Origin of the sequence: Streptomyces nodosus (genome assembly GCF_008704995.1) — a bacterium.
Lineage (GTDB): Bacteria > Actinomycetota > Actinomycetes > Streptomycetales > Streptomycetaceae > Streptomyces > Streptomyces nodosus.
The window spans coordinates 5,443,125-5,464,042 of record NZ_CP023747.1; the positions used below are offsets into that span (position 1 = coordinate 5,443,125).

Below are 20,918 nucleotides of genomic sequence, written 5' to 3' on the forward strand. Positions count from 1 at the left end.
CCGTGGACATCGACATGAGTGCCCTGCGGGGCTTGGTGCGGGAGAAGGAGATCTCCTTCGACCTGCTGGTCGAGGCGATCGAGGCGGCCCTCCTCATCGCCTACCACCGCACCGAGGGAAGCCGCCGCCACGCGCGCGTGGAGCTCAACCGGGAGACCGGCCATGTGACCGTGTGGGCGAAGGAGGACCCCGAGGATCTGGAGGAGGGGCAGGAGGCACGCGAGTTCGACGACACTCCGTCGGGCTTCGGCCGTATCGCCGCCACCACCGCCAAGCAGGTCATTCTGCAGCGTCTGCGGGACGCCGAGGACGACGCGACGCTCGGCGAGTACGCGGGCCGTGAGGGCGACATCGTCACCGGTGTGGTCCAGCAGGGCCGCGACCCGAAGAACGTGCTGGTGGACATCGGCAAGCTGGAGGCCATCCTGCCGGTGCAGGAGCAGGTGCCAGGGGAGACGTACGAGCACGGCAAGCGCATCCGCTCGTATGTCGTCCGGGTGGCCAAGGGGGTGCGCGGCCCGTCCGTGACCCTCTCCCGCACCCACCCCAATCTGGTGAAGAAGCTCTTCGCGCTGGAGGTGCCGGAGATCGCCGACGGGTCCGTCGAGATCGCCGCGATCGCCCGTGAGGCCGGTCACCGTACGAAGATCGCGGTGCGGTCCACCCGATCGGGCCTGAACGCCAAGGGCGCCTGCATCGGCCCGATGGGCGGCCGGGTGCGCAATGTGATGGGCGAGCTCAGCGGCGAGAAGATCGACATCGTCGACTGGTCGGACGACCCGGCCGAGATGGTGGCGAACGCCCTCTCCCCGGCCCGTGTCTCCAAGGTGGAGGTCGTGGACTTCGCGGCCCGCTCCGCACGGGTGACCGTGCCCGACTACCAGCTGTCGCTGGCGATCGGCAAGGAGGGGCAGAACGCCCGTCTGGCGGCCCGGCTGACCGGCTGGCGGATCGATATCCGGCCCGACACGGAGCAGCCCGCCGAGAGGCGGGACTGAGCGATCGGCCTCGGCGGGGAAGAGAATCCCCGCCGAGTGTCGTTGAGGTGTCAGTCGGAGATCAAAAAGACATCCGTTCGATTCTTGCCCCGAAGGGGTGAGGTCGGTGCGGGGAGGTAGACTTAGCCGTGTCTGGCCGGACGCATGCCCGCGTACGCCCTGAGCGCACCTGCGTGGGGTGCCGGGAGCGAGCGGCCAAGATCGAACTGCTGCGGACCGTGGTGGACGGGGATCTCTGTGTCCCCGACCCTCGCGGTACGCTGCCCGGCCGGGGTGCATATGTACACCCCGCCCTGGCCTGTCTCGACCTGGCGGTACGCCGCCGGGCGTTCCCGAGGGCGTTGCGCGTCCCGGGGCCGCTCGACACAAAGGCGTTGCGCCGGTACGTCGAGCAGACAGATGGTTGCTGAAACAGCACCTCGCTGAACAGGCAACACCGTAAGAAGCGCCGCGCGGATCCCCGTGCGGTCCTGGTACCTCGCGAGTCGAAAGCAGGTCGAGATTGCGATGAGCACTCGATGAGTACGCGATGAGTACGCCCATGAACTAGCGACGGTCCGGCCGCAACCCGGACCTCAAAGGAGCGAAGTGGCTAAGGTCCGGGTCTACGAACTCGCCAAGGAGTTCGGTGTGGAGAGCAAGGTCGTCATGGCCAAGCTCCAGGAACTCGGTGAATTCGTCCGTTCGGCGTCCTCCACGATTGAGGCGCCCGTAGTACGCAAGCTGACCGACGCCTTGCAGCAGGGCAACGGCGGTGGCGCAAAGCCCGCCGCCCCGCGCAAGGCCACGCCGGCCAGGCCGGCACCCTCCCCGGCGCAGGCGGCCCGCCCGGCCGCCCCGCGCCCGGCGGCCCCCAAGCCCCCGGCGGCCGAGCGGCCCGCCGCACCGGCTCCGGGTCCGCGTCCCACGCCGGGCCCCAAGCCCGCACCGCGGCCCGCCCCGGTGTCCCCGGCCCCGAGCACGCCCGAGTTCACGGCACCGCCGTCGGCTCCGGCTGCCCAGACCCCGCGTCCGGGTGCCCGTCCCGGCCCCGGCGGCCCGAAGCCCGGCGCACGTCCGGCCGCGCCCGGCCAGGGGCAGGGCGGTGGCCAGGGTGCACGGTCCGGCGGTCCTCGTCAGGGCGGCCAGGGCGCGCGTCCTGGTGGTCGTCCGGCGGGTCCCCGTCCGGGTAACAACCCCTTCACCTCCGGTGGCTCCACCGGTATGGCGCGTCCGCCCCGTCCGGGAGCCCCGCGTCCGGGTGCGCCCGGCGCGCCCGGTGGTCCTCGTCCGCAGGCCGCGGGCCAGGGCGGTCCCCGTCCGGGCGGCGCGTCCGGCGGTCCTCGTCCGCAGGCTCCGGGCGGCCCCAGGCCGACCCCGGGTTCCATGCCCCGTCCGCAGGGCGGTCCGCGTCCCGGTGGTGGCCCCGCCGGTCCGCGTCCGAACCCCGGCATGATGCCGCAGCGTCCCGCTGCCGGCCCGCGTCCCGGCCCCGGCGGCCGTGGTCCGGCCGGTGCCGGTCGTCCCGGTGGCGGCGGTGGCGGTCGTCCGGGCGGTGGCGGCGGTTTCGCCGGTCGTCCGGGCGGTGGCGGCGGTGCCGGTCGTCCCGGTGGCGGCGGCGGTTTCGCCGGTCGTCCCGGTGGCGGCGGTCCCGGTGGTGGTGGCGGCTTCGGCGGTGGCGGCGGTGGCCGTCCCGGCTTCGGCGGTCGTCCCGGTGGTCCGGGTGGCCGCGGTGGCACGCAGGGTGCGTTCGGCCGTCCCGGCGGTCCGGCGCGTCGTGGCCGCAAGTCGAAGCGGCAGCGCCGTCAGGAGTACGAGGCCATGCAGGCCCCGTCGGTCGGCGGTGTGATGCTGCCTCGCGGCAACGGCGAGACCATTCGCATGTCGCGCGGTGCGTCGCTCACCGACTTCGCGGAGAAGATCAACGCCAACCCGGCGTCGCTCGTCGCGGTCATGATGAACCTGGGCGAGATGGTCACGGCCACGCAGTCCGTCTCCGACGAGACGCTGCAGATCCTCGCCGGCGAGATGAACTACACGATTCAGATCGTCAGCCCCGAGGAGGAGGACCGCGAGCTGCTCGAGTCCTTCGACCTGGAGTTCGGTGAGGACGAGGGCTCCGAGGAGGACCTGGTCGTCCGTCCGCCGGTGGTGACCGTCATGGGTCACGTCGACCACGGTAAGACCCGCCTGCTCGACGCCATCCGCAAGACGAACGTCGTCGCGGGCGAGGCCGGTGGCATCACCCAGCACATCGGTGCCTACCAGGTCGCGACCGAGGTCAACGGCCAGGACCGGGCGATCACCTTCATCGACACCCCGGGTCACGAGGCGTTCACCGCCATGCGTGCCCGTGGTGCGAAGTCCACGGACATCGCGATCCTGGTGGTCGCGGCCAACGACGGTGTGATGCCGCAGACGGTCGAGGCCCTGAACCACGCCAAGGCGGCCGACGTGCCGATCGTGGTCGCGGTCAACAAGATCGACGTCGAGGGCGCGGACCCGACCAAGGTGCGCGGTCAGCTGACCGAGTACGGCCTGGTGGCCGAGGAGTACGGCGGCGACACGATGTTCGTCGACATCTCCGCCAAGCAGGGTCTGCACATCGACAGCCTGCTGGAGGCCGTCGTCCTCACCGCCGACGCCGCCCTGGACCTCCGGGCCAACCCGGACCAGGACGCGCAGGGCATCTCGATCGAGTCCCGTCTCGACCGCGGCCGTGGTGCCGTGGCGACGGTCCTCGTCCAGCGAGGCACCCTGCGGGTCGGCGACACCATGGTGGTCGGCGACGCGTACGGCCGTGTCCGGGCGATGCTCGACGACAACGGCAACAACGTGGCCGAGGCCGGCCCGTCGACGCCGGTGCAGGTCCTGGGTCTGACCAACGTCCCGGGTGCAGGCGACAACTTCATCGTGGTCGACGAGGACCGTACGGCCCGCCAGATCGCCGAGAAGCGTGCCGCCCGCGAGCGGAACGCGGCGTTCGCCAAGCGCACGCGCCGTGTGTCGCTGGAGGACCTGGACAAGGTGCTGAAGGCCGGCGAGGTCCAGCAGCTGAACCTGATCATCAAGGGTGACGCCTCTGGTTCCGTCGAGGCCCTCGAGTCCTCCCTGCTCCAGCTGGACGTCGGCGAAGAGGTCGACATCCGGGTGCTGCACCGCGGCGTCGGTGCGGTCACGGAGTCGGACGTCGACCTGGCGATGGGCTCGGACGCCATCGTGATCGGCTTCAACGTCCGTGCGGCGGGCCGCGCGGCGCAGATGGCCGAGCGCGAGGGCGTGGACGTCCGGTACTACTCGGTCATCTACCAGGCGATCGAGGAGATCGAGGCGGCCCTGAAGGGCATGCTGAAGCCGGAGTACGAGGAGGTCGAGCTCGGTACGGCGGAGATCCGCGAGGTCTTCAAGTCGTCCAAGCTGGGCAACATCGCCGGTGTCCTGATCCGCTCCGGCGAGGTCAGGCGGAACACCAAGGCCCGGCTCATCCGCGACGGCAAGGTGGTCGCGGAGAACCTCAACATCGAGGGCCTGCGTCGCTTCAAGGACGACGTCACCGAGATCCGCGAAGGGTTCGAGGGCGGTATCAACCTCGGCAACTTCAACGACATCAAGGTGGACGACGTCATCGCGACGTACGAGATGCGCGAGAAGCCGCGGGCGTGACAGCCCGAAGGTGAGCACCGGCCGGCGGGACCCTGTCCCGCCGGCCGGTGCGCCGTCAGTCCGGGTCCGGGAGCCCAGTTCCGGCCCGGACCGACCCGTGTCCGGCCCATGGTCCGGGACGGGTCAGCGGCGGTGCCCGGCGGAAACTCCGTCGAATGCGTTCGGCTGTTCGTTGTACGGTTTTCGTGTCCCCGCCCCTTCCGGCGGCGGGGCCATCGATCCCGTACCGGCGGGTCATCCGGACCTACACATGTATGTGGGGACTCTGTCCTTCGACCTTCTCCTCGGCGACGTACGGTCGCTGAAGGAGAAGCGCTCCGTCGTCCGCCCGATCGTCGCCGAGCTCCAGCGGAAGTACGCGGTGAGCGCCGCCGAGGTGGACCATATGAACCTTCATCGGCGGGCCGTCATCGGGCTCGCGGCGGTCTCCGGTGACGCGGGGCATCTGACCGACGTACTGGACCGGTGCGAGCGGCTGGTCGCCGGGCGCCCCGAGGTGGAGCTGCTGTCCGCGAGACGGCGCTTCCACGGCGACGACGACTGAACCGAAACAAGATCAGGAAAGAACGGGAGACGGACCAGTGGCCGACAACGCGCGGGCGAAGAGGCTGGCGGACCTCATCCGGGAGGTGGTGGCCCAGAAGCTGCAGCGCGGGATCAAGGACCCGCGGCTCGGCACGCACATCACCATCACGGACACCCGGGTGACGGGCGATCTGCGGGAGGCGACCGTCTTCTACACGGTGTACGGGGACGAGGAGGACCGCAAGGCCGCGGCCGCCGGTCTGGAGAGCGCCAAGGGCATCCTGCGCTCCGAGGTCGGACGCGCCGCCGGGGTGAAGTTCACCCCGACCCTGGCGTTCGTCGCGGACGCCCTGCCCGACAACGCCCGGACCATCGAGGACCTCCTCGACAAGGCGCGCGCCTCCGACGAGAAGGTCCGCGAGACGGCCACCGGCGCCTCGTACGCCGGTGAAGCCGACCCGTACAAGAAGCCTGAGTCCACCGACGAGACGGACGACAGCACCGAATGACCCAGCAGCACACCCCGCCCGACGGCCTCGTCATCGTCGACAAGCCGTCGGGCTTCACGTCGCACGACGTCGTCGCCAAGATGCGCGGGATCGCCAGGACACGGCGGGTCGGCCATGCCGGCACGCTCGACCCGATGGCGACCGGCGTGCTCGTCCTCGGCGTGGAGAGGGCCACCAAGCTTCTCGGCCACCTCGCCCTGACCGAGAAGGAGTACGTGGGGACCGTCCGGCTCGGACAGAACACCGTCACGGACGACGCCGAGGGGGAGATCATTTCCTCCACCGACGCCTCCGAGGTCACCCGGGACCTGATCGACGCCGGGATCGCCAAGCTGACCGGGGACATCCTCCAGGTGCCCTCCAAGGTCAGCGCCATCAAGATCAACGGTGTGCGCTCCTACAAGCGGGCACGTGACGGCGAGGACTTCGAGATCCCCGCCCGGCCGGTCACCGTCTCCTCCTTCGCCCTGTACGACGTGCGGGAGGCGGTCGCCGAGGACGGCACCCCGGTGCTCGACCTGCTGGTCTCCGTGGTCTGCTCCTCCGGCACCTATATCCGGGCCCTCGCCCGGGACCTGGGCGCGGACCTCGGCGTCGGCGGCCATCTCACCGCACTGCGGCGCACTCGGGTCGGGCCCTACAAGCTCGAATCCGCCCGCACGCTGGACCAGCTCCAGGAGGAGCTGACCGTGATGCCGGTCGCCGAGGCCGCCGTGGCCGCGTTCCCGCGCTGGGACCTGGACGCCAAGCGGGTCCGGCTGCTCGCCAACGGAGTGCGCCTGGAGATGCCCGACCTCTACGCCGGCCGCGGCCCCGTCGCCGTCTTCGGCCCCGAGGGCGAGTTCGTCGCGCTCGTGGAGGCCCAGAAGGGCAAGGCACGGAGCCTGGCCGTGTTCGGCTGACGTCCTGCCCGTGGAGCGGCGGTCACGGGGATGAGAACCGCCGCTCCACGGTCCCCCTCGGTTCCCCCTCAAGAGGTGTATCCATCCCTTCCCGTGCATTCACCCTCTCGGGCGGGCGCTCGGAAGCGAACCGAGGGAGCGGAAGGGGGCGCGTTCGCCCCGTACGTGCCGCCCGTCACAGCAACCATGCCGATGCGGGCGCAGACCACCCGGCATGGCACCCTTAGACCTGCGCAGAAGGCAGACACGGACACAGGTGCGACAAGGAGCGGTCACAGTGCAGCGCTGGCGAGGCTTGGAGGACATCCCCCAGGACTGGGGGCGCAGCGTCGTCACCATCGGGTCCTACGACGGGGTCCACCGCGGGCACCAGCTGATCATCCGGCATGCCGTGGAACGCGCCCGTGAGCTGGGCGTTCCCTCCGTCGTCGTCACCTTCGACCCGCACCCCAGCGAGGTCGTGCGCCCCGGCAGCCACCCGCCGCTGCTCGCCGCCCACCACCGCCGTGCCGAGCTGATGGCCGGCCTGGGCGTCGACGCGGTCCTGGTCCTGCCCTTCACCGTCGAGTTCTCCCGGCTCTCGGCCGCCGACTTCGTGGTCAAGGTCCTGGTGGACAAGCTGCACGCCAAGGCCGTCGTCGAGGGCCCGAACTTCCGCTTCGGCCACAAGGCCACCGGGAACGTGGAGTTCCTGGCCGAGCAGGGCAAGACCTATGACTTCGAGGTCGAGGTGGTGGACCTCTTCGTGACCGGCGAGGCGGGCGGCGGCGAGCCCTTCTCCTCCACCCTGACCCGGCGGCTGATCGCCGAGGGCGATGTCGCGGGCGCGCGCGAGATCCTCGGACGTCCGCACCGGGTCGAGGGCGTGGTGGTGCGCGGAGCCCAGCGCGGGCGCGAGCTCGGCTTCCCGACCGCCAATGTCGAGACCCTTCCGCACACCGCGATCCCGGCCGACGGCGTCTACGCCGGCTGGCTGCACGTCGAGGGGGAGGCGATGCCGGCCGCGATCTCCGTCGGCACCAACCCGCAGTTCGACGGCACCGAGCGGACCGTGGAGGCGTACGCCATCGACCGGGTGGGCCTGGATCTGTACGGGCTGCACGTCGGGGTCGACTTCCTGGCGTACGTCCGGGGCCAGGCCAGGTTCGAGTCGCTGGAAGCGCTGCTGGAACAGATGGCGGACGATGTGAAGCGCTGCCGGGAGCTGGTCGCGGCCGACGAGGACTGAGCCCGCGGGACGTGGGGCAGAACGGGGGCGGCCCCCGCCATCAGGCGGGGGCCGCCCCGTTTCGTCGTCCCGTCCCCGTGCCGGACGGCCGCCGTCACTGCTGGGGCGGCGGGTTCTGCCCAGGCTGCGGCGGATACGGCGGCTGGGGCTGGTCGGTCCGGCCCGGCTGCTCGGGTGTGCCGGGCTGCTGACCGGGCTGGGGGTGTCCCGGGGCGGGGTACGGGGGGCCGGGGAAGTGGCCGGGCGTCTGCTGCCCGGGGATCCGGGGGTCCGGTCCGGGCCGTCCCGGGAACTGAGGGCCGGGGCCGTGTCCCGGCGTCTGCTGTCCGGGGATCTGGGCACCCGGCGCGGGCGCACCGGGGTACGGCTGACCGGGGGCGTACTGCCCCGGCACCTGGCCGGGGTACGGCGGCTGACCCGGCATCTGCTGTCCGGGGATCTGCCCGGGGATCTGGCCGGGGTACGGCTGGCCCGCGGCCTGCTGTCCGGGGACCTGACCCGGGGCGTACTGGCCCGGCACCTGGCCGGGGTAGGGCGGCTGGCCCGGCGTCTGGCCGGCGTAGGGCGCCTGGCCCGGAGCCTGCTGGCCGGGCATCTGACCCGGGAACGGCTGGCCCGGCATCGGCGGGGCGGCGACCGGGGGAGGATTGCCGTCCGAGGTCCACAGACCGTGCGACTGCTGATGGCGGGCGATGTCCTCGGCGACCAGCGCGGCCAGCGAGAAGTACGCCTCCCGCACCTTGGGCCGCATCATGTCGAGGTCGACCTCGGCGCCCGCCGCCAGATGTTCGTCGAAGGGGACGACCACCACTCCGCGGCACCGCGTCTCGAAGTGGGCGACGATGTCCTCCACCTTGATCATCTTGCCGGTCTCCCGGACCCCGGAGATGACGGTGAGGGACCGCGACACCAGATCCGCGTAGCCGTGCGCCGACAGCCAGTCCAGGGTGGTGCTGGCGCTGCTCGCACCGTCCACCGACGGCGTCGAGATGATGATGAGCTGGTCGGCCAGATCGAGCACGCCCCGCATCGCGCTGTACAGCAGACCGGTGCCGGAGTCGGTCAGGATGATCGGGTACTGCTTGCCGAGCACATCGATCGCACGGCGGTAGTCCTCGTCGTTGAAGGTCGTGGAGACGGCCGGGTCGACGTCATTGGCGATGATCTCCAGGCCGGAGGGGGCCTGCGAGGTGAACCGCCTGATGTCCATGTAGGAGTTGAGGTACGGGATCGCCTGGACCAGGTCACGGATGGTGGCACCGGTCTCGCGTCGCACCCGGCGGCCGAGGGTGCCCGCGTCCGGGTTGGCGTCGATCGCGAGGATCTTGTCCTGGCGCTCGGTGGCGAGGGTGGCGCCCAGCGCGGTGGTCGTGGTGGTCTTGCCGACACCGCCCTTGAGGCTGATGACGGCGATCCGGTAGCAGGACAGCACCGGGGTGCGGATCAGTTCCAGCTTCCGCTGCCGCTCGGCCTCCTCCTTCTTGCCGCCGAGCTTGAAACGGCCGCCTCCGACCGGGCGGTTGCTCTTCGCCTTCTGCTTCCTGCTGTTGAGCAGCCGGTCGGAGGACAGCTCCACCGCGGCGGTGTATCCGAGGGGCGCGCCCCCGGAGTTGGTCGGCTGCCGCTGGTCGTGCTGCACGGGCTGCGGCCAGGCGGCACCCAGCCGCGGATCGACCGGGGGCTGCTGCTGCGCGGGCTGCTGCGGGAATCCGTAACCGCCCTGCGGGCCCGCGGCGTGCGGCGGGAAGCCGTAGCCGGGCTGCGGGGCGGGAGGCTGCGGGGCCCCGGGGTCCGGGGCAGGAGCGGGGGCGTTCGGCTGCGGGGCCTGGGCCTGGGCGTGCGGGGCCGGAGCCGGGCCGCCATGCTGGGGGAAGCCGTAACCGGCGGGCCCGGTGGGGGAGTCGGGGGCCGGGGGCGCCGGGACCGGCGGCGGGGGGAACCCGTAACCGGCCGACGGGTGCGGCGCGCCCGGGACCTGCGGGGGCATGGGGACACCGGCCTGGGGGAACCCGTAGCCGGGCGGTTGCGCGCCGACGGGTGCCCCGGGCGCGGGCTGGTTCCAGGCGCCGGGGGCGGGCTGCGGCACCCCCGGGTGGACCGGCTGCTGGGGTGGAACGGGCGGCTGCGGCTGGGCCTGGCCCGGCGCGGCGGCGTCCGCCTGCGGGGGTTGGGTGGGCCACTGCCCCGGCGCGCCGGGCGCCGCCGGCTGGTAGGCGGGCGGCAACGGCGGAACCGTGTTCTGCGGCACCGGCGGAGGGGTCCAGCCCTGCGGCGGCTGTGCGCCCCCCGAGGCATCGGGAGCGGAGGGCTGGGCGGGGGCGGCGCCGGCGTCCTGGGGAGCCGGGCTGTCGCCCTCCTCGCCCCCGGGGGCCCGGTCCGAGGCGTCCGCGGAGGCCGGTTCGCCGTCCGTGCCGACGGGAGCGGCGTCGGCGGACGGAGAGTCCGAGCCGGCGGAGACACCGTCACCGGAGACACCGTCACCCGAGGCAGCGTCGTCCGAGGAGGCGTCACCTTCCGTACCGGAGGCCGTGGACGGGGCTTCGCCCGCCGCCTCGGAACCGTCGGCTTCACCGGCCTCCGCGCCGTCTCCGTTCCGGGCGGCGGAGTCCTGCTCGCTCGTGCCGCCGTCCGGCTCGCTCTCCGTTTCCCCGCTCACCGGGCCGTCAGCCGCGGCCGGGGAGTCCACCGCGGGCGCGCTCAGCGTGAAGTCGCCCCCGCTCCCGGCGTCTTCACCGGGCTCCCCGTCGTCGTCCGGGCCCGCCTGTGTGCCCTCGGCCGCCGCGTCGGCGGCGAGCCGCTCGACATCGTGCTTGAGCGCCACCGGCGAGAACCGCATCGTGGCGCCGCTCTCCAGGTCCCCGTCCGAGGAGTCGTCCGCGGGCTCGTCGGACGACGGGGTCCACCCGGGACGGCCGTCGCCGGGCGCCGGGTCCGGCATGTCGACCGGGTCGCCGACCGGCGGAACCGGAGCGGCCGGACTCCGAGGGTCCGCAGCCGCCGCCGGGGTGTCCGCCGACCCGCCCGACGCGTTCTGCGTGTACCAGGCGGGCGGCGCGTAGTCGATGGTGAACTCGCCCGTCATCTCGATGGCGGACTCGGCGTCGGACTGGTCGTCGTCGGGTGAAGCCCAGCCCCCGCGGAACCCGTTCCGATCGCTGTTCACAATTCCTCCTGGTGTGGTCGAGCACCCTCGTGCCGTGATGGGGCGACCGTGCTCGTCGTACGAGTTCCATGAGCCGTACGAGCCCCATGAACCGTACGAACCGTGCGAGTTGCAGGGACCTGTCCCCACCGGGAGCCACCGCATGCCTGGGGATGCCAAGATGTCATCCCCGGGCATCCCCTGGCATCCGCTGCCACCCGGATCCGAACGGTCTTCCCCGGAGGTTCCGACAGTTCGCCACGCTTCTGGAGCCGCGCCCGGTCCCAGCCTAATCACCATGAGCGCCCCCGGGGCAGGGCCGTCCGCCCCTCCCCACGTGCCCGCCGCGTCATGAGCCGCCCGACGGCGGTGGATTCACCCCTTGTTCATCATGTCCCCGAGCGGTCAGTCCATCCGGCGGGGCATGCCCAGCAATCCGGTCTCGGCGTCCGTCGGCTGGGTCATCACATACTGGCGATCGCGATCGGTGCACCAGAGGGTGAGTCCGTCGTGCAGCGTCGGCAGCGTCTCCACGTCCGTCCGCGGCAAGGCCATCGTGCGGCCTATCTCCGCGGCCTCGTCCGGTGACACCCGCTGCACGCCGACCAGCCGCGCCTGCCGGATCAGCCGGGGAGCGACCGGGCTGAGGTACGGCAGCAGCGTCAGCACGGCCTGCCACGGCCCGGAGACGACCCGTCCGCGCGGCGGACGCATACCGCAGTCGCGCACCACCAGCACCGGATTCCCGGCAGAGGCACCCTGGGGCGGTACCCGCCCCACGTCGTACACCGACATGCCGTTCTGACCGCCGCCCATGGCGTGCACCATCTGCATCCAGTGCTGTGCCCGGCCGGTCTCCACCGCGACCCGCGCGCCGGTCGCGGCCGCCCGCAGAGCGAGCACCTGCGCGGTCCACAGACCGCCGATCAGGACGACGTCGTACGGTGTGGGCCGGTTGACGCCGAGCACGGCGGGCTGCCCCTCCGTGTCCACGCCGATGACGACCCCGTCGTCCCCGATGGGGAGCGCGAGGGTGTCGACCTGGTCGGCGGAGAGCGTGTGCCGCCCGTTCCGCGGCCCGACGAGACCGAAGCCGTGCCGCACCTGATCCCGCAGCCGCGCGGCGGCCGAGGGCCGGCCGGGCACGGGGGCGCCGGTGGAACCGTACGCACCGTCCGCGCCGGACGAGCCCTGCCGACCGTAGGCGCCCGGTCCTGCCGTGGGCCCTTGCCCCGTGGTCATGGCCATCAACGAGCACCCCCCAGGGGCAGCGTGGCGAGCATCCCGGGCAGCTGCTCGCGGTCGAGTCGGGTCAGCCCGGCCCCCGCCTGGCGTGCGGCCTGCACCAAGGCCCGCCGGGCCGCCACCAGTTCGTCGTCGTCATGTCCCGTGACCCGGAGATGACCGGCGAGCGACACCTCCTGCCGTTCGCCGCGCGCCAGGGTCAGGCTGAAGGTGGTGGCGAGCGCCGGAACAGCCGTCATCAGGGCGACGAACTGGGGCAAGGAGGGCCCCTGGTCACCGAGTTGGGGCCAGCGGCGTATCCAGTACGTCGTGTGCCTGCGGTTGTCGCAGCGCCAGCTGCGGCCGGTCTCCTCGGTACGGCGCTGCGGCGCCTCCGCCCGTCCGGCCTCCGCCGTGACCAGCGGGTTGGCGCAGGCCGAGGTGGCGACGGCGGCGGTCAGCTCCTCCTCGTTCAGCAGAGTCACCCGGAATCCGGCACCGGTGAGCCGGCTCGCCAGGTGGTCGGCGACCCGCACGACACACTTCTGCGCCCCCTCGAGCCCGCCCCCGCGCGCGGCGACGGCCTCCTGACACAGCTCGGGGTCCAGCTTCAGGGCGATCCAGGTGATGCGCACGGCGGGTGCACCGGTCTGGGCCTGCAGCGACGCGTAGTTGCTCACCGCGACGGACTGCTGCGGAAGATGGATGGCGGGTGACGGCTGCGTGTGCAGCACGACCTGCGCGGACTCCAGACGGATGTCGTCGACCTCGAGCGCGTCCCGTATCAGGGCCAGGGGCAGCGGCTGCCGGGTCCGCTCGGCCCGCAGCGCGGTGGAGTCGGCCTCCACCTGGACGACGGCGCTGACGAACGTCCCGTCACCGATGATCCCGACGGGCCGTCGCTCCCGGCCCCGGTGGGAAGAGGTCCGCAGCCCCGGCTCGCACTCCACGGCGGGCGCCAGCCCCGGCTCGGTGCCCGGAGGCGCCGCCGCGGCCCGCTTCCGCCGTGCCCGCAGCGCCCGAGCCGTGGCGAGCCATTCCGGCAGGGAGCGGCCACGGCGCCGCACGGTCGCCGGCAGCACGAGCAGCACCGCGCACACGGCCGCCGGGATCAGTGCCAGCGGACCGACCACCCAGCCGACGAGCAGCGCGGCGGCCGCCAGCTCCAGCAACACGATCCGTTGCAACCGGAACGCCCCGGACCGCCTTCGGCTCGTCTTGAGGTGCAGCGCCCCGGGCCGGTCCGGCTGGGAACGGGACTGCTGCCGCGGCGGTGTGTGCGGCGCGGACGTCCCGCGCCGCGGCGCCGACGCGGAGGCCGAACGATCCGGCGGCTGCGTCCGGTCGTGCGACCGGGCGCGCGTTCCGGAAGCCATCACTCCATCCCCCCGATGTGTTCACAACTCGCTTCAGTGGGGCCCCGGGCCCGCTGGAACAAGGCCCCGGCGCAAGCCCCTTGAGGGCCCGGGTACCCTACCCGCTCCATGAGTCCGTTCTCGTACCAGGCATAGTAGGGGCCCGGTCCGACAACGCAGACCAGGGTCAGCGGCACGGGCTGCGGAGCACGCGAATCCGGCGAATCACGGGGGAGACACAGGCTCAGATGGCATCTCGGCGGGACCAGCTCAACGCCTACACCTTTGCGAAGCGCCGCATGCTCGCGTCCTTCGTCCAGTCGTCCCCGGACGCCTCGGACGAGGGTGCCCCGCGTCCGCTGCGTGCCGTACTGCCCGGCACCCTCGTCGGGGTGATCGTCATGGCCGCGTTCGGCGCATGGGGGATGTTCAAGCCGACGGCGCCGAAAGGGTGGGACACCCCCGGCGAAAAGGTGATCATCGCCAGCAAGTCGACCACCCGTTATGTGGTCCTGAAGACGGGCAAGAAGACACAGCTGCACCCGGTCCTCAACATGGCGTCCGCGAAACTCGTCCTCAACACCGGCAAGGGCGATGTCGTCACCGTCGACGAGTCCATCCTCGACAAGGGCGACATCCCGCACGGCGTCACCATCGGCATTCCCTACGCCCCCGACCGGCTTCCCTCCGAGGGCGAGGCCGGCGCCGCCAAGCGCTGGGCCGTGTGCGAACGCCCCAGCGCCGGCGGCCGGTCCATCCAGAAGGCCGCTTTCGTCCTCGCCTCCCGGGACATGGACCGGACCGAGGGCCGCAAGCAGAAGCTCATGGGCGGCGAACTGCTGTATGTGGCGGGCCCGGACGGTACCCGCTACATCGTGGACGCGTCCGGCACGTCGTACGAGGTCGACAAGGACGACGAGTTGCTGCTGCGCACCCTGGTCCGCTCCGGCCGCGCACCGCAGCGGGTGTCCCAGCAGTGGCTGGCCACCCTCCACCAGGGCGACCCGATCACCTTCCCGGAGGTGGCCGGCCCGATCGCCGCCGACGCCGGAGTGTCGGGGAGCCTGCCCGAAGGGGCGAACAAGGTGGGCATGGTTCTCCGGGCCCCCAACGGCGATACGCAGCAGTACTACCTCGTCGAGACGGGCAAGGTGGCACCGGTCTCCGACTTCACCGCCCAACTGCTCCTCAACAGCAGCGATCTGACCAGCCTCGGGCAGGCAGGCAAGGCGCTCGACGTCAGCGCCGGCGCTTTCGTGCCCGCACTGACGGAGTTCGCGGCGGAGCACAAGTGGCCGACCCACGCCCCGCGGGCCGTCAACGACGCGGACGCCGCACCGGGCAGCCGCAACACCGTCTGCAATGTCCTCAGGGACGTCGACGAGGCCGACGGCGCCACGACGCTGAGCACCTGGGCGGGCACGGACTTCCCCGCCACGCTCCCGACCGGCTCCTCCAGCGCCTATGTCACACCCGGATCCGGTCAGCTCTACCGCCAGTTCCAGGGCAAGGAGACCAAGGCGGGCGGCGTCTTCCTGGTGACCGACACCGGCCTGCGCTATGCCATGCAGTCCAACGCCGACAGCGCCACGGACGACGCGGGCATCGGCGTCTCCGCCAAGGAACGCCGGGAGCTCGACCAGGAGGCACAGCTGGCGCAGACCCGGCTGGGCTACGCCGGCGTCACCCCGGCCGCCGTCCCCATGGAGTGGTCGGCGTTCCTGCCGACGGGCCCACGCCTGTCGACGGCGGCGGCACGACAGCCGCAGGGTTCGTAGAGGGGGATGCGGAGATGCCGTACGCGCGTCATCGCGGTGCCGGACTCCTGGGCGTGATGGTCGTGACCGCCACCACGACCGTGATGGGGTCCCCTGCGGCCCTGGCGGCCGGCGACCAGTGCACGTTCCCGAACAAGAAGTACGAGGGCCGCCCATGGGCCCTGCAGCGTGTCCTCCTGGACGAACTGTGGACCCAGTCGAAGGGCAAGGGCGTACGGGTCGCGGTGATCGACACGGGCGTCGACACCACGAACTCTCAGCTCACCTCCGCGGTGGACGCGTCCCTGGGCACCAACCTCCTGCCCACCAAGGACGACAAGGGCGAGAAGATCGACCGGGGCAGGCCCGACGGCACCACGGACACGGTGGGCCACGGCACCCGTGTGGCGGGCATCATCGCGGCCCGCCCCGCGAAGGGCACGGGCTTCGTGGGACTGGCCCCCGAGGCGACGATCATCCCCATCAAGCAGAACGACGCGGAGGGCCATGGCACGGCGGGGACGCTGGCCGACGCGATCCGCCACGCGGTCGCCAAGCGCGCGGACGTCATCAACATCTCCCAGGACACGGCGGACGCGGTGGAGCCCACCCCCGAGCTGCGGCAGGAGGTGGAGGCGGCGCTGGCCCGGGGGATCGTGGTGGTGGCGTCGGCGGGCAACGACGGCATGGGCGGCAACGTCAAGCCGACCTACCCCGCGTCGTACAAGGGTGTTCTGGCGGTGGCCGCCTCGGACCGCAACAACGAGCGGGCGGCGTTCTCCCAGTCGGGAGACTTCGTGGGCGTGGCGGCGCCGGGCGTCGACATGATCTCCACGGTCCCGAAGGGCGGTCACTGCTCGGACAACGGCACCAGCTTCTCCGCCCCGTATGTGGCGGGTGTGGCGGCCCTGATCAAGGCGAAGCATCAGGACTGGACGGCCCGCGAGATCGTCGCCCAGATCGAACAGACCGCGGAGCGCTCGATCGCGGGCCATGACCGCCTGGTCGGCTGGGGTGTGGTGGACCCGGTGGCCGCACTCACGGAGGACGACCACCCGATCGAGTCCCCGTCCGCCCGGGAGGGCCTGTCGAAGGCGGAGGCACCGACCCCGGCCAGGCTGGATCTCGGCGAGACGGCGGACGAACGCAACATCCGCCTGGCCACCTATGCGGCGGTGGGCGCGGCGGTCCTGGTGGCGGGCACGGCGGGCACGGCGGTGGCGGTACGGGACGCACGCCGGCGTCGGCGGGCGTGACGGCGCCGGTCCGCCGGCGGGGCCGACGAGCCGTCGGCATGCGGTCTCGCCTTGCCGGACCGGCCGTCGGACATAATCCCGTGCCATGAACGTACTGATGCCGATTCTCGTGATCCTGGTCGCGGGCGGGATCATCGCCCTCGTCGTCACCCTGGCCGTCAGGGTCCGGAGGAGCGAGGCCCGCAGCGTGCAGGAGAGAGCGGCAGCGGTCCGGCTCGCCCAGGAGCGCGGCTGGAGCTATCAGCAGACCACGCAAGGGGTGGTCGACCGGCTCTGCGGCACGGCCCCGCTGCCCGTCTCCGGGCGCAATCTGCGGGCGACGCACTACATCACCGGCGAGTTCCGGGGCCGCGGCTTCTGCTGCTTCCAGTACGCGACCGGCACGATGGGTGTCCATGACGGTCCGGGCCGCAACCGGCCCACCTACTGGACGGTGTTCACGGTCACCGCGCCGGGACCGGGTCCCGAACTGGTGGTCCGTCGGCCGCAGCCGCTCGACGGCATGACGGGGCGGGGACGGCTGGTGCGGTTCGGGGTGCCGGACTTCGACGAGGCGTTCCGGGTGATCACGGACGACGAGTCGTTCGCCCGCAACGCCCTGACCGGGGCCGTGGTGCCCTTCCTGACCACGGACCCCCGGGCCGTGAAGGACGCCCCGCTCCGGCTGCACCACGACGAGCTGCTCACCTGGCGCCGGGGCCGCCTGAGCCCGCAGGACCTGGACGAGCGGCTCGACTATCTGTGTGATGTGCTGGACCGCATCCCACCGCAGGTCTGGTCCGCGGCCTGACACCGTCGACGTACGGTCCGCGGTCCGAGACCGTCGGCAGGATCAGGAGTCCTGGTCCGGCCGCACCGAGCGGACGAACTCCTTGAAGTCGTCCAGTACCTCCGGCAGCTGCTCCGGCTTCGCCGTGAGCACCAGCTCGAGCACGGCACGCCGGGACGGATGGTGGACGTCCTCCATGCCGAGGTAGACCTGGCTCTGCACCAGTTCGAGCGGTTCACCGCGCAGGGTCGTGGACAGGCGCAGGTCCTGCACCACTCCCGGCGAGTCGGTCAGACCCGGGATGGCGGGCGTGCCCACTTCTTCCTTCTTGAGGACCTGCACCGTCCCCGCCTGGCCGAGGCGCTGCACCGACTCGTCGGCGATCTCCCGCATGGTGGCGGCGTCGTCGCGCATCCGTCCGGCGACGGTGATGTTCGCCGTGAACCCGTCCGTGGCGGCGGGGTGGAGGGCGACGAAGGCGGCCCCGGGCGCCCCGACCTCGTCCGGTGGGGCCGACCGCCAGCCGTCCGGCAACGAGAACGAGATCTTGACCGGCAGGGTGGCCGTCATGGTGAACCCTCTTCCTCGGTGATTCTCTGATCAGCCTTTGAGTGGTCTTTGAGCAGACTAGAACAACGCGCCGAGCGAGTGGTTCCAGACGGATTCCGCCGCACTGCCGATCGCGCCCGCCGCGTCGGAGACTGTGTCGATGACCTCGTCCGTGTCGACGGTGAACTGGAAGCCCACCTTGGCGCCGATACCCAGGCCGACGCCCAGTTCACCGCCGATGTGGTACTTGCCGTCATCGCCCTTGCCGAGATCCATGGTGGCCGAGGCCCCCGCCCCGGCCCACGCCTCCCCGGTCACACCGGCCCCTATACCGCCCACGTCCGCGGAGGCCGACCCCTGGGCCTTCGCGCCGGCGAACGCCTCCGCGCCCGTGTTCAGACCGTCCTTGCCCGCCGCGACCTTCGTCTCGGCGTTGGCGCCGACCCTGGCGCTGCCCTGGCCCTGGAAGCCGATGATCCCGTACTCGGCGCTGCCCGAGGCCGTGGCCTTGGCGAGATAGGCGTTGCCCGTCGCCTTGAGCTCCAGGTTTCCGTCGGTGATCCCCGCGAAGGCGCTGCCGTCCACGCCGAGCAGCGAGACACCGGTCTCCCCGGACAGTTTGACGCCGCCCACCGTCGTCTCGCCCCGGGCGTTCGCGGACCAGACGTCGGCGCCCCCGCTGACCCCGGCGATCTTCACCGCCCAGCTGGGCTTCCTCGGGGCGTCGGGGTCGTCGCCGGCGTTGCCGCCCTGATGGCCCCATTGCCAGGTGTGCTTGTCTGCGGGGTTGTTCCCGTACTGCCGGATCCCGTCGTAGCCGAAGCGGGTGTCGCCGATGCCGAGATCTTCGATGACCTGCTTCGCCCGGGTGAGCCAGGACGGGCTGTCCGCGGCGCCGCCGGCGAGCCTGCCGAGCTCGGCTGACAGCGTGGTGCTCGCGCTCTCCAGCCGGGTGCGCGCATGGTCGAGCACCTCCTGCGCCCCGGTGCGGTCCTCGTCCTCCCACCTCGCTATCGCGTCGGCCGCCTGGCCCTGTGCCCAGCCGAGCACACCGCTGTACGAGGTGATGGCGGTCGCCGCGCCCGACAAGTGGTCCGAGGCGGTGTACCAGTTGCCCTTTTCTTCGGACAGGCTCCTCAAGAAGGCGTCACCGGCCTCGCCGTGCCAGCCCGGAACCCTGAGGTCCCGCAGGTTGGCCCCGACCTTGTCGAACTTCTCCGACCAGCGCGTCATGGTCCCCGCGAGATCGGTCAGCGTTTCGACGTCACCCGGTATGAGCGCCTTGGGATCCGTCGTCGAACCGAGCGCAGCTGCCACCGTTCCCCTGCTCCTGCCCTTACCGGCCCTGGTCGGTCTTGACGGAGCCCGCCGCGTCGCGGATGTCCCCGTCCGTCCCCGCGAGGGTGCTCTTCGCCGAGACGACTCCGGCGGCATGTCCGGCCGTACGTCCACAGAGGATCTGGGTGCCGGCCTGCCAGGTGGCGCAGAACTCCACGAACGCCGAGGACGCCGACGCCTCGCCGAACGACGAACTCCGCCCGGCCGGCTCCTCGAGGCCGAACCCTTCGGTCGGGCGCAGAGCTTCGATGACGTCCTTGGCGCCCTTCTTCAGAGCGTCCGAATCCACACCCAGGTCCGGATCAGCCACCGCCGACTTTCCCTTCGTCAATTTTCAGCCACATCCGCCCATTTTGGCGCGATCATGACCATCGGCGCGCGAAGCTTAGCACCGGGTGAGGTGGGCAACGCGGCCCGCATGAACGTGCTTTGGAAGATGATCACTGTCGACGACCGAGAGGCCGCGCGGTTTTGTTTTCTCTTGACCGGGAAGAAGTGAGGCTCAGGTCATCAAGAAAGTCGAATTGCTCGCCCTCGCACCAGTTCCGCACCGACTGTTTTCGATCTGTTCTTGTGAGTGAAGGCCGTTCGCGGATGTGGTGAAGCCTCTTCGGCCGATACCGGGCCGCCCCTCCGGGGGACGTGCCCGGAGCGCCCCCGCCGAGTATGCTTCCGGCGTCTTCTTCCCCGGCCACCTGGAACGGAGCTCGCCATGGCCATGGCCCGTACGTCCACGGTGACTTGGAGCCTTTCCGCGGTGGCCGCCGGTGTGCTGCTGGTCGGCTGCTCGGGCTCGATCACCATAGGAAACTCCGCGCCGGAACTGGCCGCGGACAAGCTGGCCGACACGGTCGCCGAAAAGCTCGCCGCCTCGACCGGCCGGGAAAAGCCGGACATCACCTGTCCCGAGGACCTCGTCGGCAAGGTCGGTAACACCACTCGATGCACGCTCACGGCCGCCGACGGCAGTACGTTGGGCGTGTCGGTCACCGTTTCCGCCGTCGAGGGAAGCCGGATCGACTTCGACATCAAGGCCGACGCCACGGCCTCTCCGGCCGCACAGTGACAACCGGTCCTTTCCGGACCGTCCTTCACGAGTGGCGATCGCGTACATCTGATCGGCGACACGGCACGGGGCAGGCACGCCACACGATTCGGGGCTGAACCGCAACGGCCGAGCTGGATACAGTGGTTGAGGGCACGGCAGAGGCCGTACGGAGCGGCTGTGCACGACCACTCGGGAGGACGCCGGGTGGACCAACGGGGAACGGGGAAGGGGACGCGACGTGATCCCTGACGACATGGTGGGTGGAGCCTCACCGGCACGGGCAGCCGACCTGGAGGCCAGCAGCGAGGCGCTGTCGACCTTCCAGAAGCGGGTGAACGCCCTGCTGGCCGACTTCGAGGCGTCGGCGGGCAACCCCACGAAGGTGGGCGCCCAGACGATCTCGGCGTCATCGCTCAACAGCGGGAGCAGCAGCGCCTTCCCTGAGGCGCACGGCCTGTACGCCCAGTACAACCGGGTGCACGAGCGCCTCACCTCGCTCTCCAAGCTGCTGAATCTGCAGATCGAGGCGATCGGCATCGCGGTCCAGGGCGCGCAGCGGGGCTTCGGCAATCTTGAAGAGGAGCAGCGTCGGCGATTCTGGCAGATCCAGGTAGAGATCAGGGAAGGCCAGGACGCGGACCGGCGGACGAGCGACGTCAAGGCTGGAGACTTCTAG

18 protein-coding genes are annotated in these 20,918 nt (G+C 71.5%); 12 read left to right on the forward strand and 6 right to left on the reverse strand.

Annotation, left to right across the window (positions count from 1 at the left end; genetic code table 11):
* Positions 1-2 precede the first annotated feature (2 nt).
* The 7 genes from nusA to CP978_RS24605 all read left to right on the forward strand — a co-directional run bounded on the left by nusA (position 3) and on the right by CP978_RS24605 (position 7,804).
* Positions 3-998, forward strand: a complete 996-nt coding sequence (nusA, locus tag CP978_RS24575) for a transcription termination factor NusA (protein ID WP_043444352.1) — start codon at positions 3-5, stop codon at positions 996-998.
* Between the two features lie 128 nt (positions 999-1,126).
* Positions 1,127-1,408: a YlxR family protein gene (locus CP978_RS24580; protein WP_079162293.1), complete on the forward strand. Its 282-nt coding sequence runs from the start codon at positions 1,127-1,129 to the stop codon at positions 1,406-1,408.
* Between the two features lie 178 nt (positions 1,409-1,586).
* Complete coding sequence (gene infB, locus CP978_RS24585; RefSeq protein ID WP_150478302.1) at positions 1,587-4,640, forward strand: translation initiation factor IF-2; 3,054 nt, start codon at positions 1,587-1,589, stop codon at positions 4,638-4,640.
* Positions 4,641-4,890: 250 nt separating this feature from the next.
* A complete protein-coding gene (locus CP978_RS24590; protein WP_043444359.1) occupies positions 4,891-5,184 on the forward strand; it encodes a DUF503 domain-containing protein in 294 nt (97 codons plus the stop codon).
* Between the two features lie 37 nt (positions 5,185-5,221).
* Complete coding sequence (rbfA, locus tag CP978_RS24595) at positions 5,222-5,674, forward strand: 30S ribosome-binding factor RbfA (RefSeq protein ID WP_043444361.1); 453 nt, start codon at positions 5,222-5,224, stop codon at positions 5,672-5,674.
* A complete protein-coding gene (gene truB, locus CP978_RS24600; protein WP_043444363.1) occupies positions 5,671-6,576 on the forward strand; it encodes a tRNA pseudouridine(55) synthase TruB in 906 nt (301 codons plus the stop codon). Before rbfA ends, truB begins: the two co-directional genes overlap by 4 nt.
* Positions 6,577-6,853: 277 nt before the next feature.
* Complete coding sequence (locus CP978_RS24605; protein WP_043444365.1) at positions 6,854-7,804, forward strand: bifunctional riboflavin kinase/FAD synthetase; 951 nt, start codon at positions 6,854-6,856, stop codon at positions 7,802-7,804.
* Positions 7,805-7,898: 94 nt separating this feature from the next.
* Here the strand turns inward: CP978_RS24605 and CP978_RS24610 are convergent, their stop codons facing one another.
* From CP978_RS24610 to eccE, 3 genes are all read right to left on the reverse strand, one after another.
* On the reverse strand, positions 7,899-10,967 hold the full coding sequence (locus tag CP978_RS24610; protein ID WP_150478303.1) for an SCO5717 family growth-regulating ATPase: 3,069 nt from the start codon (positions 10,965-10,967) through the stop codon (positions 7,899-7,901).
* A gap of 384 nt (positions 10,968-11,351) precedes the next feature.
* Complete coding sequence (locus CP978_RS24615; RefSeq protein WP_043444369.1) at positions 11,352-12,194, reverse strand: hypothetical protein; 843 nt, start codon at positions 12,192-12,194, stop codon at positions 11,352-11,354.
* Entirely contained in the window at positions 12,194-13,546 is a 1,353-nt protein-coding gene (gene eccE / locus CP978_RS24620) for a type VII secretion protein EccE (protein WP_174498670.1), read from the reverse strand. The genes CP978_RS24615 and eccE overlap by 1 nt, the downstream gene beginning before the upstream one ends.
* Before the next feature lie 227 nt (positions 13,547-13,773).
* Between eccE and eccB the strand changes: the two genes are divergently transcribed.
* From eccB to CP978_RS24635, 3 genes are all read left to right on the forward strand, one after another.
* Positions 13,774-15,303 carry a type VII secretion protein EccB gene (gene eccB / locus CP978_RS24625; protein WP_043444371.1) on the forward strand — a complete coding sequence of 510 codons (1,530 nt, stop codon included), beginning with the start codon at positions 13,774-13,776 and terminating at the stop codon, positions 15,301-15,303.
* A gap of 56 nt (positions 15,304-15,359) precedes the next feature.
* A complete protein-coding gene (mycP, locus tag CP978_RS24630; RefSeq protein ID WP_052454619.1) occupies positions 15,360-16,538 on the forward strand; it encodes a type VII secretion-associated serine protease mycosin in 1,179 nt (392 codons plus the stop codon).
* A gap of 85 nt (positions 16,539-16,623) precedes the next feature.
* A complete protein-coding gene (locus CP978_RS24635; RefSeq protein ID WP_043444376.1) occupies positions 16,624-17,328 on the forward strand; it encodes a hypothetical protein in 705 nt (234 codons plus the stop codon).
* A gap of 42 nt (positions 17,329-17,370) precedes the next feature.
* Here CP978_RS24635 and CP978_RS24640 read toward each other — a convergent pair whose 3' ends face one another.
* From CP978_RS24640 to CP978_RS24650, 3 genes are read right to left on the reverse strand one after another with little or no spacing between them, the layout of a single operon-like run.
* Positions 17,371-17,877 carry a hypothetical protein gene (locus CP978_RS24640; protein WP_174498671.1) on the reverse strand — a complete coding sequence of 169 codons (507 nt, stop codon included), beginning with the start codon at positions 17,875-17,877 and terminating at the stop codon, positions 17,371-17,373.
* Between the two features lie 57 nt (positions 17,878-17,934).
* A complete protein-coding gene (locus CP978_RS24645) occupies positions 17,935-19,173 on the reverse strand; it encodes a putative T7SS-secreted protein (RefSeq protein WP_052454261.1) in 1,239 nt (412 codons plus the stop codon).
* Positions 19,174-19,192: 19 nt separating this feature from the next.
* Positions 19,193-19,504: a hypothetical protein gene (locus CP978_RS24650; protein ID WP_043444378.1), complete on the reverse strand. Its 312-nt coding sequence runs from the start codon at positions 19,502-19,504 to the stop codon at positions 19,193-19,195.
* A 402-nt stretch (positions 19,505-19,906) separates the two neighbouring features.
* On the opposite strand from CP978_RS24650, the gene CP978_RS24655 reads away from it, so the two are divergent.
* Complete coding sequence (locus CP978_RS24655; RefSeq protein WP_043444380.1) at positions 19,907-20,260, forward strand: DUF4333 domain-containing protein; 354 nt, start codon at positions 19,907-19,909, stop codon at positions 20,258-20,260.
* A 220-nt stretch (positions 20,261-20,480) separates the two neighbouring features.
* Complete coding sequence (locus tag CP978_RS24660) at positions 20,481-20,918, forward strand: DUF2563 family protein (protein ID WP_043444382.1); 438 nt, start codon at positions 20,481-20,483, stop codon at positions 20,916-20,918.

Excerpts from the sequence above, each read along its gene's own strand:
- CP978_RS24590 (WP_043444359.1), top strand. The coding sequence starts at position 4,891 with ATGTATGTGGGGACTCTGTCCTTCGACCTTCTCCTCGGCGACGTACGG.
- truB (WP_043444363.1), top strand. The coding sequence starts at position 5,671 with ATGACCCAGCAGCACACCCCGCCCGACGGCCTCGTCATCGTCGACAAG.
- CP978_RS24615 (WP_043444369.1), bottom strand. The coding sequence starts at position 12,194 with ATGGCCATGACCACGGGGCAAGGGCCCACGGCAGGACCGGGCGCCTAC.
- eccE (WP_174498670.1), bottom strand. The coding sequence starts at position 13,546 with ATGGCTTCCGGAACGCGCGCCCGGTCGCACGACCGGACGCAGCCGCCG.
- eccB (WP_043444371.1), top strand. The coding sequence starts at position 13,774 with ATGGCATCTCGGCGGGACCAGCTCAACGCCTACACCTTTGCGAAGCGC.
- mycP (WP_052454619.1), top strand. The coding sequence starts at position 15,360 with ATGGTCGTGACCGCCACCACGACCGTGATGGGGTCCCCTGCGGCCCTG.
- CP978_RS24635 (WP_043444376.1), top strand. The coding sequence starts at position 16,624 with ATGAACGTACTGATGCCGATTCTCGTGATCCTGGTCGCGGGCGGGATC.
- CP978_RS24640 (WP_174498671.1), bottom strand. The coding sequence starts at position 17,877 with ATGACGGCCACCCTGCCGGTCAAGATCTCGTTCTCGTTGCCGGACGGC.
- CP978_RS24655 (WP_043444380.1), top strand. The coding sequence starts at position 19,907 with ATGGCCATGGCCCGTACGTCCACGGTGACTTGGAGCCTTTCCGCGGTG.